Consider the following 15,622-nt stretch of genomic DNA (forward strand, 5'->3'; position numbering starts at 1 on the left):
GGATTATTCATGAAACTTTCTTCAGCAACGCTGGCTGATTTGCCAGAGGGGGTCATTCGGCCCGAATATCCGCGCAACGAGACCTCAATCGGTATGGTGCACATTGGTGTAGGCGGTTTTCACCGGGCCCATCAGGCGATCTATACCGAGCAGTTATTGAATCTTGGGCATGCCACGCAGTGGCGCATCTGTGGGGCAGGGGTGCGTTCGGCAGATAAGGCAATGAAAGACGCGCTGGCCGCTCAGGATTACCTCTATACCCTGTGTGAGCTGGATGAGTCAGATAATACAGCGATACAGATTGTTGGCGCTATCGCAGACTTCCTGCTGGTGGATGAGGATCATCAGGCGTTGCTCGATCGTCTGTCATCACCCGATACCCGGATAGTGTCGCTGACGGTGACGGAGGGCGGTTATTTCACTGATGACAGCAGTGGCGAGTTCAAAACTTCTGATCCCGCTATTGTTCGGGATCTTGAAAACCCGACATCTCCCATGACGATGGTGGGACTGATCGCTGAGGGCTTGTTCAGGCGTCGAGCGGCTGGTATCAAACCCTTTACTGTCATGTCCTGCGATAACCTGCCGCATAATGGGGATGTCGCACGCAAGGCCGTTTTAAGCTATGCCGCGCTGCGCGACAAGGCGTTGCATGACTGGATAAACGCAGAGGTCAGCTTCCCTAACGGCATGGTGGATAGGATCACTCCGATGACCAGTGATCAGCACCGGCAGCAACTGGAGGCCAGAACCGGCATTATTGACGCCTGGCCGGTGGTGGCCGAGCCATTTCTGCAGTGGGTACTGGAAGACAAATTCTGTAATGGTAGGCCGGAGTGGGAGAGGGTCGGCGTTCAGTTTACTGATGATGTCACCCCTTATGAGGAGATGAAGATCGGGCTGCTCAATGGTGGGCATCTGGCCATGACTTTTCTGGGTACTCTGCTGGGTTATGAGTACGCCCATGAAGTGATGGCGGATGAGCTACTGAGTAACTATGTGCGTGACTATATGGATAAGGATGTGACGCCGCTGTTGTCAGATGTGCCGGGCATCGATTTGAGTGAATATAAGGATACGTTGATTCAGCGCTTTTCCAATCGGGCCATCTGCGATCAGTTGACGCGTATCTGCTCGGACGCAGCGGCCAAGTTTCCGAAGTTCGTGCTGCCCACCTTACGAGGCCAGATCAAGAGGGGAATGCCGCTTGATCGCACGGCACTGATCATCGCTGCCTGGACACACTATCTGCAGGGCGTGGATGAAGCGGGGCGTGAGTATCCGATCCTCGATCCGCAGCTGTCACTGTTAAGGCAAACCGTCGCGGAGCCTGCTTTGATCGTGCCCGGGATGCTTGCGATTGAGGATGTGTTTGGACAGGATCTTGGGGAGTCGGATGCGTTTGTCAGTGCTTTCAGCGAACAGTTGCTGAGGCTGCAGACACTGGGCGTTCATCAAACCCTGAAACTGTTGTCATCATCAATATCTCGGAAATAGATCATGAATCTGCTCGAACAACTGAAACAATACAGTGTAGTGGTTGCTGATACCGGCGACATTGACGCGATCAGACAGTTTGCGCCTGAAGATGCTACTACCAATCCCTCAATCATTTTAAATTCTGTTAAATCAGGTAGTTATGATCATATTTTGATGTCGATTGTTGATTCTGTGCGCCAGAAAAAGCTACCGACTGAGGAAGCGATTGCCAGTATCAGTGATCAGTTGATCGTTGCGATGGGTATCGAAATTCTTGAATGCATACCGGGCCGGGTTTCCACTGAGGTAGATGCGCGTCTCTCGTATGATACAGCTGCCAGCATCGCCAAGGCTCGTCATCTGGTATCTCTTTATGAACAAGCCGGGATCAGTCGGTCACGTATTCTGATAAAACTGGCTGCGACCTGGGAGGGCATCAAGGCTGCACAGATTCTCGAAAGCGAGGGTATTCAGTGCAATCTTACGCTGATATTCGGCTTTGCTCAGGCACGCGCCTGTGCCGAAGCAGGTGTTTTTCTGATATCGCCCTTCGTTGGGCGCATTCTGGACTGGTATCGGCGCGAATATCCCGAAACAGACTATCTGCCGGAAGATGAACCGGGTGTGCAGTCTGTGAAACAAATTTTCCACTACTACCGTGAGCTGGGATATCCCACGCTGGTGATGGGTGCGAGCTTTCGTAACACCGGTGAGATCGTAGCACTGGCCGGATGTGATCGTCTGACTATCAATCCAGCGCTGCTGTCTCAGCTACAGTCGTTAGAAGGGGGGCTGCATCCAGCACTTTCAGCCAGCGCTGGGAATGTTATGAATGTTGAACAGACTATTGATCCTTTGACAGAAGCGCAGTTTCGGCAACAGATGCAGGATGATGTCATGGCATCCGAGATGCTGGCTTCGGGGATCAGTGGGTTTGAGGCAGACCAGGTGCAGCTTGAGCAGTTGATCACCACTTGTTTGCTGTCAGAGTCCTCAGCATGAGTGCCATGTATCTCGGTGTGGATTGTGGTACTCAGGGCACCAAGGTTGTCATACTGGAGCGGCGAAGTGCTCGTATTCTGGGTGAAGGTTATGCTGCGCATGCCATGAACAGCAACGCCAACGGGCGGCGTGAACAGTCACCTGAGTGGTGGGTTGAGGCATTTGTATCAGCTTATCGCATGGCCGTGGATAAAGCGGCTATCGACACCCGTCAGATCTGCGGCATAGGGGTATCCGGCCAGCAGCATGGGTTGGTGGTACTGGATAAGCATGGGGAGGTAATACGCCCAGCCAAGCTATGGTGCGATACCGAAACCGCCGCAGAGAATGAGCGGTTGTTGGAGCAGTTGGGTGGGGATAAAGGCTCCATTGAACAACTTGGCCTTGTGTTGGCTACCGGTTATACCCTGTCGAAACTGGCATGGCTGAAGCGTCATGAACCGGAATCGTTTGCACGCATTGCGCACATTTTGTTGCCTCATGACTATATCAACTACTGGCTGACAGGTGAGCTGGCGTCTGAATATGGTGATGCCTCGGGTACGGGGTACTTTGATATTAGAACGCGCTGCTGGCAAACAGATGTGCTGGCGTTGGTCAGTTCATCACCTCATATGCAGCAGGCACTACCGGCACTTCTGCCTGCCGAGATGCCTGTTGGTTATGTCAGTGCAGAGCGTGCCCGCTTATTGGGGTTGAGTGACCGCGTCATTGTGTCATCAGGCGGAGGTGATAACATGATGGGCGCCATCGGAACGGGTAACGTCAGCGAAGGTGTCGTCACGATGAGTCTCGGGACATCAGGAACACTTTACGCCAGCTCTGCAACACCACCAGCAACTGTCAGACCGGCGCTTGCGGCTTTCTGCTCCTCTGCGAACAACTGGCTTCCGCTGATCTGCACCATGAATCTGACTGGCGTGACGAACCAGGTGCGAACGTTGCTGGATCTGGATCTGCAACGCTTCAATAGCCTGGCCGCACTGGCGTCTCCTGGCTCGGATGGTATTACAATGCTGCCTTTTTTGAACGGTGAGCGGGTACCGGCACTGCCGACGGCCAGCGGGAGTATACTGGGACTGAACATGCACAATATGACTCAGGAAAACCTTTGCCGTGCGGTGATGGAGGGCACCTCTTACAGCTTGCGTTATGGGTTGGATTGTCTGAGGGAGGAGGGGATCCGGCCGACAACCTTGCGTGTGACAGGTGGTGGGGCAAAAAGCCCTGTGTGGCGACAACTGCTGGCAGATCTGATGAATACACCGGTGATCAGTCCGGTTGAGTCCGAAGCGGCAGCGCTCGGTGGCGCGATTCAGGCGATCTGGTGTGATCATCACCAAGCGGGTGGGGCGATTTCACTGTCGAGCCTGTGCGATCAGATGATCCGGTTTGATCCATCTGCTCAGGCATATCCGAATCCGGAAGCTGTCGGTGAGTATGAAGCGGCATTTCAGCATTATCTGGCGCTTTTGCAGCAGCACTACCCGAGTCTTATGCTTTAATTAAAGTAACGAATGCATAGGCTGCCATGTCAGTGGTGCAGCGTGCAGGTCAAAAAGAGAGATGAACATCATGGGTGGACGTAGTGACCTCCAACCGGATACTTCCTTCAAACTAGAACTGGAGCTGTCAGACACGCTCTACAGTGGATCTGTCCGTTATCTCCAGCATGGCGCAGACTCGCCCCTGATTCGTTGGCACTGTCATAAAGAGTACGAATTGCACCTGATTGTGTCGACATCCGGCAAGGTGTTTATCGGAGACTATATTGGCAATTTCAGCCCCATGCAGTTAGTGCTGACAGGACCACACCTGCCGCATAACTGGATCAGTGCTATCGATCCCGAAGTGGAAGTACCGCCGATACGGGATCGCATCATGCAGTTCTCGGGTGATTTCATCCAGCAGTGCCGCACTGTGATACCTGAAATTTCTCAGTTGGATCGTCTGCTGAAACAGGCCAGTGTCGGCATACTCTTTGATCAGAGTCTGGCGTTAGAAGTGGAGCCTCTTTTCAGGCAAGCGGCTGAAACAAGTGGGTTCAGTCGTCTGGTAATTTTTTTTACGATCATGGAGAAGCTGTCGCACACGAGTAAATACCGGTTTTTGTCATCAACCTCTTTCGACCCATTGCTGGATGAGCATGCGATAGACAGGGTCAATATCGCCGTCAACTATATCATGCGTCATTACCAGATCGGCTTGAACCTTGAGGATGTGGCGGAGGAGTTGGGTATGAAGCCCGCTTATTTTTCCAAGTTCTTCAAGCGCAGCACCGGCATTGGCTTTATCGAATTCGTCAATAATCTGCGTATCAACCGCGCCTGCGAACAACTGGTTGAAACCAATGACTCCATCACGGATATCTGTTTCCAGGTAGGCTTCAACAACATTGCCAACTTCAACCGCCGCTTTTACTGCCTCAAGGAGATGACGCCTTCAGATTACCGACGTCAGGCGGCACTGCGCTATTATCAGCCAGTCTCATCTTAAACAATTTTAACGGCTGCCACCGGCGGCAAAATCGAACCGGCCTGTCTCTTCGACATTGATAAAAGGCATAATGCTCCCGGCATCCAGGCGCGCCTTGAAGGTGTAGCTGAAAGAGTCTCGCTGGGCTGAAAAGAGATCACTGAGCAGTCTTGCACTGCCAAACAGATCCGGGCTGGCTTCGATAACAAAATCAGCCGTACCGTAACCTGGCACTTTCGGCAGATCCGGCGTTGCACCACTCATGATGCGATAGCCTTCAACCTCCACTGAATAGCTCATGCCGCGAAGGCTCAGGCCCATACTGTTAGGATTGACGATCTGGATGCCGATATTGAACTTCGGTGCCATCCCGGTGGTACCAGGTGCCATGTTGAAGGAGGTGACGTTCACCTGAGGCTTCTCAAGCTGTCCCTGCAAAGCGGCGCAACCTGCCAGCGGCAAGGCCAGCACACCCATCATGATCAAGCGGCGTTTTACATTCATATCTTTGTTGCCTTTTTACTGTGCAATAACGATTTCCTATTGAGCACTATCATAACTGAGTCTTAGCTGAATATGTGTTGTTAACTAGTTGACTATGTCAATTAATATGCTAGACTTTGTCAAATAATAACACTTCTTGTATGCGGCATTTTTCTCGGAGGACAGCATGAATAGCAAAACGTCTTTGAACCGTGAAACAGATAGCACTGGCTTGGATTCCTCTGAAACGAGCGGTTCAGAAATACAAACGCGGGTTAACGCAGTCAGGCGCTTCAACCGACTCTACACCCAAGTGATCGGTGTCTTGCATGAGGGCATGCTGGATAGCCCATTTTCTCTGACGGAGGTGCGGGTACTCTATGAACTGGCCCATAGTGCCGAACCGACAGCTGCGGAGTTGTGTCAGGCGTTGAGCCTGGATGCTGGCTATCTTAGCCGGATACTGCAGCGTTTTGATAAAGAGGGGCTGATACAAAAGCGCCGTTCGGAACAGGATGCTCGCCAGAGCCACCTGAGTCTGACAGAGGCCGGGCAGCAGGTTTTCGAGGAATTGAATCAACGCTCCAGCCAAGAGATCACTGGCCTGTTGCAGACACTGCCGGATACGGATCAGCAAAAACTGATTGAATCGATGCAGTCTGTTGAGCAGTTACTGAGCCGTGATCATAAGGTTCATTCACCAGTGATTCTGCGCCAGCATAGGCCGGGTGATATGGGCTGGGTGGTCTGGCGCCATGGCGTCTACTATGCCCGTGAATTTGGCTGGAATGAGGGTTTTGATGCGTTGGTGGCAAAGCTGGTGGCGGACTTTATACAGAACTATAAACCTGAGCATGAGCGCTGCTGGATCGCCGAATGTGATGGGCGCAATGTCGGATCAATCTTCCTGGTGCAGGAGAGTGAGTCGGTGGCACGCCTGCGCATGCTTTATATCGAGCCAGAGATGCGGGGGCTGGGCCTGGGACGCAGACTGGTCGAGGAGTGTGTCAACACCGCACGACAGCTTGGCTATCGCAAAATGGTGCTCTGGACCAATGCCGGGCTGCATGCTGCGCGGCACATCTATGAAGCTCAGGGCTTTAAACTGCTGAGTGAGGAAACAGTCAGCAGCTTCGGCAGGGATGAGCTCTATCAGGACTGGGAGCTGATTTTTTAGGATTTTTTCCTATATACACCAGAGTAGTCAGACGATAAGTTCATATCAACAGAGGAGCTATGGATGCTTGATCTCTCAAGGTGAGAGCCTCTGTCCTTTTCCAGGACGGGTGGTATTCATCAGTCTGGGACGCGTCCTCTCACCCGATAAAACCCCAACCACAATGGTTGCTCTGCGAATTGTTACTCAAGACAGAGTAAGCAATAACCTCCTTTAATGCTTGTTGGCATATCATAAGATGATATACTTGAAACAAAACACAATACTAGACCACGGAATTGAAAATTTATTGGGCCTTGACGGTGAGATCATCGAAGTTGATGAAGCGATTGAGCTGGATAGAAAGAGGAAAAAGTGATGAAGAGGCTGATAATCGGGGTGGCGTCGAAGTCTTTCACTCGCCAGCGCACTATAGATATTGCTGCTGGTCGAATTAAGCCGAAAGATACTGATCCGAAAATTTGGGTAAATTCAGTTGAGTCTGTTGGACGGCTGCTGAATGCAGAAAATCTCGCGATGATTGGCGCTATCCGAACCCAACACCCTGCTACAATATCTGACTTGGCTAAGCTAATGAAGCGTGAGCAAAGCAATGTCTCCAGGACATTAAAGCGCATGGCTGAGTTTCATATTGTGGAGTTTGAAGAGTCTCACGGTAAAAAAATGCCAGTCGTTAACTGGGATGAAATATCGCTGCACATTCCAACCAGCACAGCTGCATGAAATAGCTATTAGCCATATGCGGTTACAGCGATTTTCGTCGTTTTTGGATGGTAGATCTTAAGTTTAAGAACAGGACTGATAACCCCAACAGATCATCAGCCCTTAACTTGCAGATGTATCAGATAAACGCCTTACGCACTTTGGCCGAGATATACTCAGACACCAGCACGGTGGCGAAGATCAGGATAAAGATGATGCTGACCTTATCCCAGGCCAGAGTATTAATGGCGGCATTCAACTGCAAGCCAATCCCACCGGCTCCGACCAGCCCTAGCCCGGATATTTCATCCGGCTCTTAAGTGGAGGGCCAGGCAGCCCAATTCTGTCCGATTTGCTGAGCGCCCCCCCGGCGCACTGTTTGTTTATTGATCAATCAGCATGATCAGAGCACAACTTCCCCTTACCCCATTGTTTATTCCGTGCCGGGAGCAGCACAACTGACGTTATCCTGATGCCATTTTGGCGGTGATTTTCTGGAACAGTTCCTGATCCGGATAAGTGCTATTCATCATGATACGGATCCGGCGGGTGTTGCGGGTGATGACGGCACCGATTTTCAGTAGTCGGGTACGCAGCGTAGTCACCTGAGCTCTGGCATAGCGAGTGCCACGCAGATAACCACTGCGCAACCTTTCCAGTAGCACGTAGGCCAGGCCGGATAGCAGTAAACGGTACTGATTAGGCCACCAGTCATGGCAACTGGTTCTGTCAGAGAACAGCCATTGCTGTTCCTTGATCCGGTTCTCCATATCACCCCGCAGGCAGTAACGCCGGTCATAGAGCCATTTGGCAGAGCCTGACAGACTGGTGACAATATAACGGTTGTTGTCGCCCAGTGCAGTGAACTCGGCTTTGACGATCACTTTTCGTACGCGCTTCTTCCAACTGCGTGCCGAGTACCAGAGCGTCGCAAAGCAGCGCTGTTTTTCCTGTGTGGCCTCGCACGCGATAGCCGCGCGGTAACGGGTATCCAATGCCAGTTGATCCAATCTGGAATTCTTGCCGATACCAACGACATAATCGACACCATGGCGTTCACACCAGCTCAGTAGTCGTGGCCGACAGAAACCGCTGTCGCCTCGAAAGATGATCTGCGCCTGCGGCCACTCGGCGCGAAGCCGCCTGACCAGTAGGGCCAGAATGGCCCAGGCATGCTTGGCTGCGTCAACAGACGCGGGGCGCAGATAGCTCACCAACAGTTTCTGCCCGCAGAACACGAATAGTGGTAAGAAGCAGTAACTGTTGTAGTAGCCACTGAAGTGGCGGCCTACCTGCTCTCCATGCACCGTATCGTCAGTGGCGTCGAAGTCGAGAATCAGCCGTTTGGGTGGCTTCCGGTACGAGCGAATGAATTGCTCAACCAGTTCTTCATGTATGGCCACAGCCCAACTCCGATTGGCGTTGAGCTCGAACCGGCACAGAGTTGACTGACTGGCCAATGTGGCATCGCTATCGACAGCGGTCTGAAGTGCCAGATCATGCCGCAGTGCGGTGTGGTCATTGAGGTCTTCATACCCCAGCGCCAGTCCGTAAACGCGCTGGCGAATCATGGTCTGCGCCTGATGTTGGCAAAGAGATGGGTTACGCGGATCAGTGAGTTTACGGGCAATCGAACGGGTCAGGTTCAGCTCCCGGTCGAGCTGTCGGAGTAGAATTGCTCCAGCATCGGATGTGATGTCACCACCGTCAAAATTGGTTTCGATTTTACGGCCTTTGCAGCGTGGAAATAAATCTCGGGTAACAGTACAATGTGTCATGGGCGATCCGGTTGTTATATTTAGCTTAAGTACCTGAATTATAGCAAAAAACCGGGTCGCCCTTCTTGTTTATGCTGCAATATTCGGGCTAGCACCGTTGATTCACGGCTTTTGCGTGGGGGCCGAAACCGGTGCTAATGTAACTCCTGTCAAGGGATTGTGCCAAATATGCAGGGGTAGATAACTTGAATGCTTTTTTATGCGGATCCTGCGGTTGGAGAGCAAATTACCGCAGCATTTTCTCCAGGTTTGTGAGGGTTTATGGCGGACTCATTTTTGGCTACTGTGTGCATGCAATTGCCTGATTCATTGGATCAAGAATCTATTGATATTATTAATTACGTACTTTCCGATGGTGCAATGCCCAGGGGCGGATTTCCTGAGCATCTTTTCTTTAGATACAATGAGAGCGTGCCGCGATACCAGGCTTTATACTCACCATTTGGGGTGAGTCAGTATAGAGTGTCGCTGTCTCGTATAGATGGGTTTGGTTTTTTCATCCAGACATCTATTATCGGGATAAAGGGCGTTGATGGGTACCATCAATTCATTCTGTTCTTTGACTGGGTTGCGAGTTTGGGAGTGATGGACCAAGTGATTGGTTATGTTCAGTCTATTCGTGACCCTAGCAATGTGGATTTGCTCATATGCAAAGAAGGAAAACTCTACGCAGACCCTAAAAAACAGTTCTTTGATGGCTGTCAGCTAGTCAATCCTTGAAGTTGAGTGCTACTGCTGGTGGATGATTTGACGTATCGTCATTGCACTGCTTCAAACTGATTGCAGGGTTCCGGATTCTCAACGTAATGATCATGGCTTGAGGGTAAGATGAATCAACAGAAATGGTTTAGACTTGTCGATCTTGACCCCTTGTCTGTGGTCGGAAGGGGTAGTACATTGAAATTTTTGATGAGTCATGGAAGGCGGAGCATGTAATTCTCATGCTCTGTGAAACATTCGGAAATTCTGATTTTCCCTACTCGTTGGTGCGTTTGACTGGATCCAAATCAGGAATTTGCCCCATGCAGTTGTTGCCGCATCCCTCTCCAGGAACGACCGTTGCACTTGATGTGGGCTGGCTGATCAACAATTGGAATAAATGGATATGGCCTGAATCGAGTGTTGATGATGTTTGGATCCGTTTTGAATCTCTAACACCAGACGAATTTTTTGACTGTTCGTCTAATTAGTCTATGAAGCTGGGTGCATCTATCATGAGCGATGAATCAGTAGCACTGCAAAAGTTGATTAATTTTGTACTTGCGTACCGACCCGAGTTCGTGGGGAAAGTCACTATTCCTGCTTACTGGATCTTCTCTTCGCCTGGTTCAGGACGTGGTCCTATGCGCCTTTATGACCGCAACATGAAGCACATTCCAGACAGCGAGTTGCGTGATTTCTCGATAGGTTCTGAATGCCTTCGCTTGTTCGCCGAGTTCTTGGAGGTTGATCCCAGTCTGATCAATTCTCGCAAGCTTCTTGAAGATGGCTTTCTTGCCAACCGGCTTGAAATGACAATATTTCCTGATCGACGGGTCAAAATGGCGTGGAGCTTCGATTCTGAAATGGATCGACTGCAGTTGGAGGAGGTAAAAAAATATTTGACTCCAGAAGAGATCAAAGAGGCCGAAGTCGAGTTGGCTGAATATATCCAACACAAGGGCAGAACACGAAAAATGCGTGGCGTCCTTCCTGAAATCAAGGAAAAGGCACCAGCATCTACACCCGCACCCCAACCCAAGCAGTTAGGAATTCCCGATTTGTTCGAAGAAATCCTGACCACTGCCTTGAATGCGGCACCCGCCGGCTGGAGCAAGGTGGTTATCGACGGTCAGGTGTGGGTGGAGACCGATGCGTCGGGCCGCGCGTTGAACAACGTTTCTGCCGATTTCCAGGCACAGATGGCTGATGGATCAGTGCGTCAACTCAACCCGCCCCAACCTATCGGGGCCATGAATGCGTTTACTCGGCTGCAGAAAGAACTGCCCAACCTGGAGGGCAAGTCGTGGCGCCACCTTCGCATTGCTTTCGACAACGACGGGGCCGAACAGATCGCCTATTGGTTTGATCAGGGAGGCACCTGGCGCCCTGAGAGCTGATTTTCTGATCCCTTGGTCTTCAGATAAACGCCTTACGCACCTTGGCCGAGATATACTCAGACACCAACACGGTGGCGAAGATCAAGATAAAGATGATGCTGACCTTATCCCAGGCCAGAGTATTAATGGCAGCATTCAACTGCAAGCCAATCCCACCGGCTCCGACCAACCCAAGTACCGTTGATTCGCGGATATTGATATCCCAGCGATAGATGCTGATGCCAGCAAAGGCAGGCATCACCTGTGGCAGTACGCCATAGCTCATCACCTGCAAACGGCTGGCGCCAGTGGCCGTGACTGCCTCAACTGGTGTGGGGTGGATCTCTTCTATCGCTTCGTATAGCAGCTTGCCGACAAAACCGATCGAACGCAGAGCTATGGCGATAATCCCGGCGAGAATGCCAGGGCCGAGAATGGTCACCAGCAGCATCGCCCAGATCAGGGAGTTGATCGAGCGTGATGATACAATCACCATTAATGCCGCTGAGCGGATTAATCCATGGGGTGTCGTATTGCGTGCTGCCAGAAATGCGCAGGGGAATGCCATGGCAATACCCAGCAGTGTGCCCAATGTGGCGATGGTGATGGTATCCCAGAGGGGTTTCCATAGCAGGTGCGCATAGCTCCATTCCGGCGGCAACATGCGGCTGATCAGATCGGCTCCCTGTCGTGGTGCATCCTCGACAAAAACCCACATGGTGTTATCGGAAATCTGCTTCCAGCACAGCAGAAACAGGCTGATACCCAGCAGCCACGCCAGCCAGATCAGAATCTGCTTGCGTGTGGTGTGAAGCTTCCAGCGGGCATCTGCCAGATTGGTTGAATGATCAGGATATCGAACTGGCATTATTGTACCCACTTGCGAACATGACTTGAGAGGTATTCCGTGGCCATCACGATGCCGATGATGATCAGCAGGATTGCGGCGGCGGTTTCGTACTCATAGCGGCTCAATGACGTGTTGAGTGTGGCACCGATACCTCCGGCACCGACGATCCCGATCACGGCTGATTCACGGAAATTGATGTCCAGTCGATACAGCGACAGGCCGATCAGTCTTGGCATTACCTGAGGTTGAACGGCATGGTTCATCAATTGAAGCCAGCGCGCGCCGGTGGCACGGATCGCTTCGACCTGTCGTGCATCAATATCCTCGATATCTTCTGCCAGCAGCTTGGCCATGAAGCCGATCGTGGCAAAGGCGAGAGTGATCATGCCTGCCAGCGGCCCGAAGCCGAACATTACGACAAACAGGATCGCGATGATCACCTCCTGAAAAGTACGCGAGATCGCAATGATGGAGCGGCAGAACAGGTAGATAGGTAGCGGTGCGATATTCCGTGCCGCACCGATACCCACCGGAATGGCAAGCAGAATACCGATAACGGTTGATGTCAGCGTCATGGTGAGTGACTCGATCAACCCATCCAGAATATCACCGCCACGACTGGTGAAGTCTGGGCTGGCGAAGGCAGAGATAAAATTCAGCCCCCGGCTCATTCCTTCAGCTACGCGTGCCCAGTTGATATCGACACTCATCATGGCAAGCAGCAGATAAACCACCGCACCCAGTATCAATAGCCAACGATAGCGTGCATCGCGGATCAGCGGCAGTGGCCTCCAGTGTCCCTTTTCTGCTGCCCTCAAACGTTCGTTTTGCATCATCGTCATACCGCTCCGGCCGATCTGACTACTACCTGAGCAGGCTGCAAGCGGTTTTGCTTACTCATTTCATCCGTTTGCATGGTTTCAGAGCCAGAGTCAGATTGAGAGTCAGATTCAGGTTCTGAATCTGCGGCGGTATTCCAGTCCTCTTCACCATAAATGCGTGTCAGAATTTCAGCATCCAACTGCTCAGGCTGGCCGTCAAAAACAACCTCACCAGCACGCAGGCCTATAATGCGATCCGCAAACAATTGTGCCAGTGCCACGTCATGAATGTTGATGATCGCCGCCAAGCCGCGTTCTGCGCAAAGCTCTTTGATCAGGCGCATGATCTGACGCGATGTTTTGGGATCCAAGCTGGCGGTGGGCTCATCGACCAGTAGAATCTCCGGGCTCTGTAACAGGGCACGAGCGATACCGACGCGCTGACGCTGACCACCGGAGAGCTCATCTGCACGCTTGTCGATAAAAGCCTCCAGACCGACGCGCTGTAACAGCCGAAAGGCTTCACTTACCACTGGCTGCGGGTAGCGCCGCAGGAAGCTGCGCCAGAAACCGGTATAACCCAGATAACCGGACAATACGTTTTCCATGACCGTCAAACGATCAATCAGGGCGTACTCCTGGAAAATCATACCCATACGGCGTCTTGCATGACGAAGTTGACGGCCATTGAGAGAGGTCAGTTCTGTACCCGACAGCGTCACGCTGCCTTCGCTGGGTTCCACCAGACGGTTGACGCATCGTATCAAGGTGCTTTTGCCAGCTCCGGATGGACCGATCAGTGCGACCACCTGGCCTTCAGGAATATGCAGTGAAACCTGTGTCAGTGCGCGGTCGCCGGTTGCGTAGCGTTTGGTGAGTTGGGTTAGTGTCAGCATGATGTGTGTCTCTTCTTTACGGTCAGCTTGATCGAAGTGCTGTAGAGCATTAACGGTGCTTTAACGGCGCTTTAGTGGTGCTTTGATGCTGCCGGTATGAATGGCGACGCCTCCACAGGGGAGGCGTCGATATCCGGTGCGATCAGCAGATCAGCTGCAGCTGTAGGTCACATCCATCGCCTGATCGATGGTGCGCACTACCGACCAGTGTTCCTTATAAGTGATTGGAATGAACTTGGCCTCACCGGAGTTTTTGAACTCTTCCAGCAGGGCGCTACCTTCCCAATCATAAGTGAAAAAAGCTTCCTCGACCTTTTCAGCCAGTTCAGGCTTCAGGTTGTAAACATAGCCGTAGCCAGTGGTTGGGAAGGTTTCTGAGGTGTAGATGGTCTTGTAGCTGTCAGGTTTGACCACATCACGCGAAATCATGCGCTTCAATACCGAATTGGCAATGGCCGCGGCATCATAGTCGTTGTTGATCACACCCAGGATCGAGTTGTCATGACCACCCGAAAACGATGGGGTGAAATCCTGCTCTGCGACCATGCCGAACTCAGCATCTAGCAGGGCAGATGGAGCTTTGAAGCCTGAGTTGGAAGTGGGTGAGGTAAAGGCCAGGCTGCGCCCTTTTATGTCTGCAATTTCGTTGATGCCTGAGTCTGGACGCGTGATGATCTCCATCTCGTAACCGAAACTGTCATCCTCGCGCGCCATTATGGTAAACGGTACGAAACCGGCACAGTTAACCGCCAGTGGGTTGGAACCAGTGTTAAAGCCAGCGACATGCAAACGCCCCGCACGCATCGCTTCGAGCTGCGCAGCATTGGACTGAACGGGGAAGAACTGGACTTTTTTGCCGGTTACACCTTCCATATGCTTGATGAAATCATCCCATACTTTGGCATACACAGAGGGGTCTTCAACAGGGGTATAAGCAAATACCAGCGTAGCTGGATCGACCCACTCGGATGAATCTGTCGGTGCGTCGGCTACCATATCGCCGTCAGCATCAGTGAAGCGCGGAGCCAGATCGCTCGCTTGAGCGCTGATAATGGCACCAGCAGCCATCAGGCCGACAAACAGGGGGGATTTCAGATGGTGGGTGATCCGTGAAATAAGCTGCATGTTAAGCCTCTTGTGCATGTTGAGTGTACAGATACTCTATTGAGGCTTTGTGACAGGCTTGTTAAATCAATATGTTAGTTTTATGACACCTGTGGCCTGCGTTACCAATAGGTGGGTTGGTATGATCGCTCATGCTGACTATAATTATGCGAACCGCAGCATGATGATGCCGAACAAGACAAGAGTAGCAAGCAGCACTCGGCGAAGACTCACAGCTTCTGATAAATAGACTCTGCCTAGTACCAATGAGAACAGCACACTTGTCTCTCGCAGTGCCGCGACCACAGCCACAGGTGCATGTGCGAATGCCCATATAGCTATCCAGAAGCATGTAAAGGCTGTACACCCTGCAAACACACCAGATAATCCAGTTTTACTCAAGCTCGTAAATGCTTTAGGTCCACGGTACCAGAGCATGAATAGCATCATCCCGATACCATCAAAAACAAAAAGCCATGCTGCAAACGTTGCGATACTACGTAGAGTGATACCGGTGTCAGCAATTCTCACGCCGACACCATCGAGTATGGTGTAAAGAGCGACACTGGATCCTGCAAATAGGCATAGAACAATTGCTTTCGTTGTGAGGTTTAGTGCACCTCCCTTTTCCTTGGTAGATAGGGCAAAAACACCTGACGCTATCGCTATAATTCCAAATACTCCAAACATTGATATCTCTTCTTTCAAGATAATCATGCTTGTACCAGTTATAAGTACTATGCTTAGCCCACGAGTTATTGTCAAATCTGGTGTTCA

General features: G+C 51.5%; 17 protein-coding genes. 9 read left to right on the forward strand and 8 right to left on the reverse strand.

Going from position 1 to position 15,622, the window contains the following annotated elements:
- Positions 1-9 precede the first annotated feature (9 nt).
- The 4 genes from ACK3CJ_RS10765 to ACK3CJ_RS10780 all read left to right on the forward strand — a co-directional run bounded on the left by ACK3CJ_RS10765 (position 10) and on the right by ACK3CJ_RS10780 (position 4,977).
- Entirely contained in the window at positions 10-1,497 is a 1,488-nt protein-coding gene (locus ACK3CJ_RS10765; RefSeq protein ID WP_409526403.1) for a mannitol dehydrogenase family protein, read from the forward strand.
- Positions 1,498-2,481, forward strand: a complete 984-nt coding sequence (gene tal / locus ACK3CJ_RS10770) for a transaldolase (protein WP_409526583.1) — start codon at positions 1,498-1,500, stop codon at positions 2,479-2,481. It abuts the gene before it with no gap.
- Positions 2,478-3,986: a xylulokinase gene (xylB, locus tag ACK3CJ_RS10775; protein ID WP_409526404.1), complete on the forward strand. Its 1,509-nt coding sequence runs from the start codon at positions 2,478-2,480 to the stop codon at positions 3,984-3,986. Before tal ends, xylB begins: the two co-directional genes overlap by 4 nt.
- 70 nt (positions 3,987-4,056) lie before the next feature.
- Positions 4,057-4,977, forward strand: coding sequence for an AraC family transcriptional regulator (locus tag ACK3CJ_RS10780; RefSeq protein WP_409526405.1), 921 nt, complete (start codon positions 4,057-4,059; stop codon positions 4,975-4,977).
- A 6-nt stretch (positions 4,978-4,983) separates the two neighbouring features.
- Here the strand turns inward: ACK3CJ_RS10780 and ACK3CJ_RS10785 are convergent, their stop codons facing one another.
- The gene (locus ACK3CJ_RS10785) at positions 4,984-5,460 is read right to left on the reverse strand and encodes an LEA type 2 family protein (protein WP_409526406.1); all 477 of its coding nucleotides are present in this window, start codon (positions 5,458-5,460) and stop codon (positions 4,984-4,986) included.
- 166 nt (positions 5,461-5,626) lie between these two features.
- Between ACK3CJ_RS10785 and ACK3CJ_RS10790 the strand changes: the two genes are divergently transcribed.
- Both ACK3CJ_RS10790 and ACK3CJ_RS10795 read left to right on the forward strand, forming a co-directional pair.
- Positions 5,627-6,616 (forward strand): bifunctional helix-turn-helix transcriptional regulator/GNAT family N-acetyltransferase, encoded by a 990-nt coding sequence (locus tag ACK3CJ_RS10790; protein WP_409526407.1) that lies wholly within the window; start codon positions 5,627-5,629, stop codon positions 6,614-6,616.
- 357 nt (positions 6,617-6,973) lie between these two features.
- Positions 6,974-7,339 carry a MarR family transcriptional regulator gene (locus tag ACK3CJ_RS10795; protein ID WP_409526408.1) on the forward strand — a complete coding sequence of 122 codons (366 nt, stop codon included), beginning with the start codon at positions 6,974-6,976 and terminating at the stop codon, positions 7,337-7,339.
- A 118-nt stretch (positions 7,340-7,457) separates the two neighbouring features.
- Here the strand turns inward: ACK3CJ_RS10795 and ACK3CJ_RS10800 are convergent, their stop codons facing one another.
- The gene (locus tag ACK3CJ_RS10800; RefSeq protein ID WP_409526409.1) at positions 7,458-7,583 is read right to left on the reverse strand and encodes a hypothetical protein; all 126 of its coding nucleotides are present in this window, start codon (positions 7,581-7,583) and stop codon (positions 7,458-7,460) included.
- A 199-nt stretch (positions 7,584-7,782) separates the two neighbouring features.
- Complete coding sequence (locus ACK3CJ_RS10805; protein WP_409526410.1) at positions 7,783-9,096, reverse strand: IS1380 family transposase; 1,314 nt, start codon at positions 9,094-9,096, stop codon at positions 7,783-7,785.
- Positions 9,097-9,357: 261 nt separating this feature from the next.
- On the opposite strand from ACK3CJ_RS10805, the gene ACK3CJ_RS10810 reads away from it, so the two are divergent.
- The 3 genes from ACK3CJ_RS10810 (at position 9,358) to ACK3CJ_RS10820 (ending at position 11,195) form a co-directional block, all read left to right on the forward strand.
- Positions 9,358-9,816 carry a hypothetical protein gene (locus ACK3CJ_RS10810; RefSeq protein ID WP_409526411.1) on the forward strand — a complete coding sequence of 153 codons (459 nt, stop codon included), beginning with the start codon at positions 9,358-9,360 and terminating at the stop codon, positions 9,814-9,816.
- Between the two features lie 182 nt (positions 9,817-9,998).
- A complete protein-coding gene (imm45, locus tag ACK3CJ_RS10815) occupies positions 9,999-10,286 on the forward strand; it encodes an Imm45 family immunity protein (protein ID WP_409526584.1) in 288 nt (95 codons plus the stop codon).
- A gap of 24 nt (positions 10,287-10,310) precedes the next feature.
- On the forward strand, positions 10,311-11,195 hold the full coding sequence (locus tag ACK3CJ_RS10820; protein WP_409526412.1) for a hypothetical protein: 885 nt from the start codon (positions 10,311-10,313) through the stop codon (positions 11,193-11,195).
- Positions 11,196-11,214: 19 nt separating this feature from the next.
- Here ACK3CJ_RS10820 and phnE (ACK3CJ_RS10825) read toward each other — a convergent pair whose 3' ends face one another.
- From phnE (ACK3CJ_RS10825) to ACK3CJ_RS10845, 5 genes are all read right to left on the reverse strand, one after another.
- Positions 11,215-12,042: a phosphonate ABC transporter, permease protein PhnE gene (gene phnE, locus ACK3CJ_RS10825; protein WP_409526413.1), complete on the reverse strand. Its 828-nt coding sequence runs from the start codon at positions 12,040-12,042 to the stop codon at positions 11,215-11,217.
- Positions 12,042-12,860 carry a phosphonate ABC transporter, permease protein PhnE gene (phnE, locus tag ACK3CJ_RS10830; RefSeq protein WP_409526414.1) on the reverse strand — a complete coding sequence of 273 codons (819 nt, stop codon included), beginning with the start codon at positions 12,858-12,860 and terminating at the stop codon, positions 12,042-12,044. The genes phnE (ACK3CJ_RS10825) and phnE (ACK3CJ_RS10830) overlap by 1 nt, the downstream gene beginning before the upstream one ends.
- A gap of 2 nt (positions 12,861-12,862) precedes the next feature.
- A complete protein-coding gene (phnC, locus tag ACK3CJ_RS10835) occupies positions 12,863-13,741 on the reverse strand; it encodes a phosphonate ABC transporter ATP-binding protein (RefSeq protein ID WP_409526415.1) in 879 nt (292 codons plus the stop codon).
- A 150-nt stretch (positions 13,742-13,891) separates the two neighbouring features.
- Positions 13,892-14,866, reverse strand: a complete 975-nt coding sequence (gene phnD / locus ACK3CJ_RS10840; RefSeq protein WP_409526416.1) for a phosphate/phosphite/phosphonate ABC transporter substrate-binding protein — start codon at positions 14,864-14,866, stop codon at positions 13,892-13,894.
- Positions 14,867-15,010: 144 nt separating this feature from the next.
- Complete coding sequence (locus ACK3CJ_RS10845) at positions 15,011-15,562, reverse strand: EamA family transporter (RefSeq protein WP_409526417.1); 552 nt, start codon at positions 15,560-15,562, stop codon at positions 15,011-15,013.
- Between the last annotated feature and the right edge of the window lie 60 nt (positions 15,563-15,622).

The sequence above is a fragment of the Nitrincola salilacus genome (assembly GCF_046271865.1).
GTDB classification, from domain to species: Bacteria; Pseudomonadota; Gammaproteobacteria; order Pseudomonadales; family Balneatricaceae; genus Nitrincola; species Nitrincola salilacus.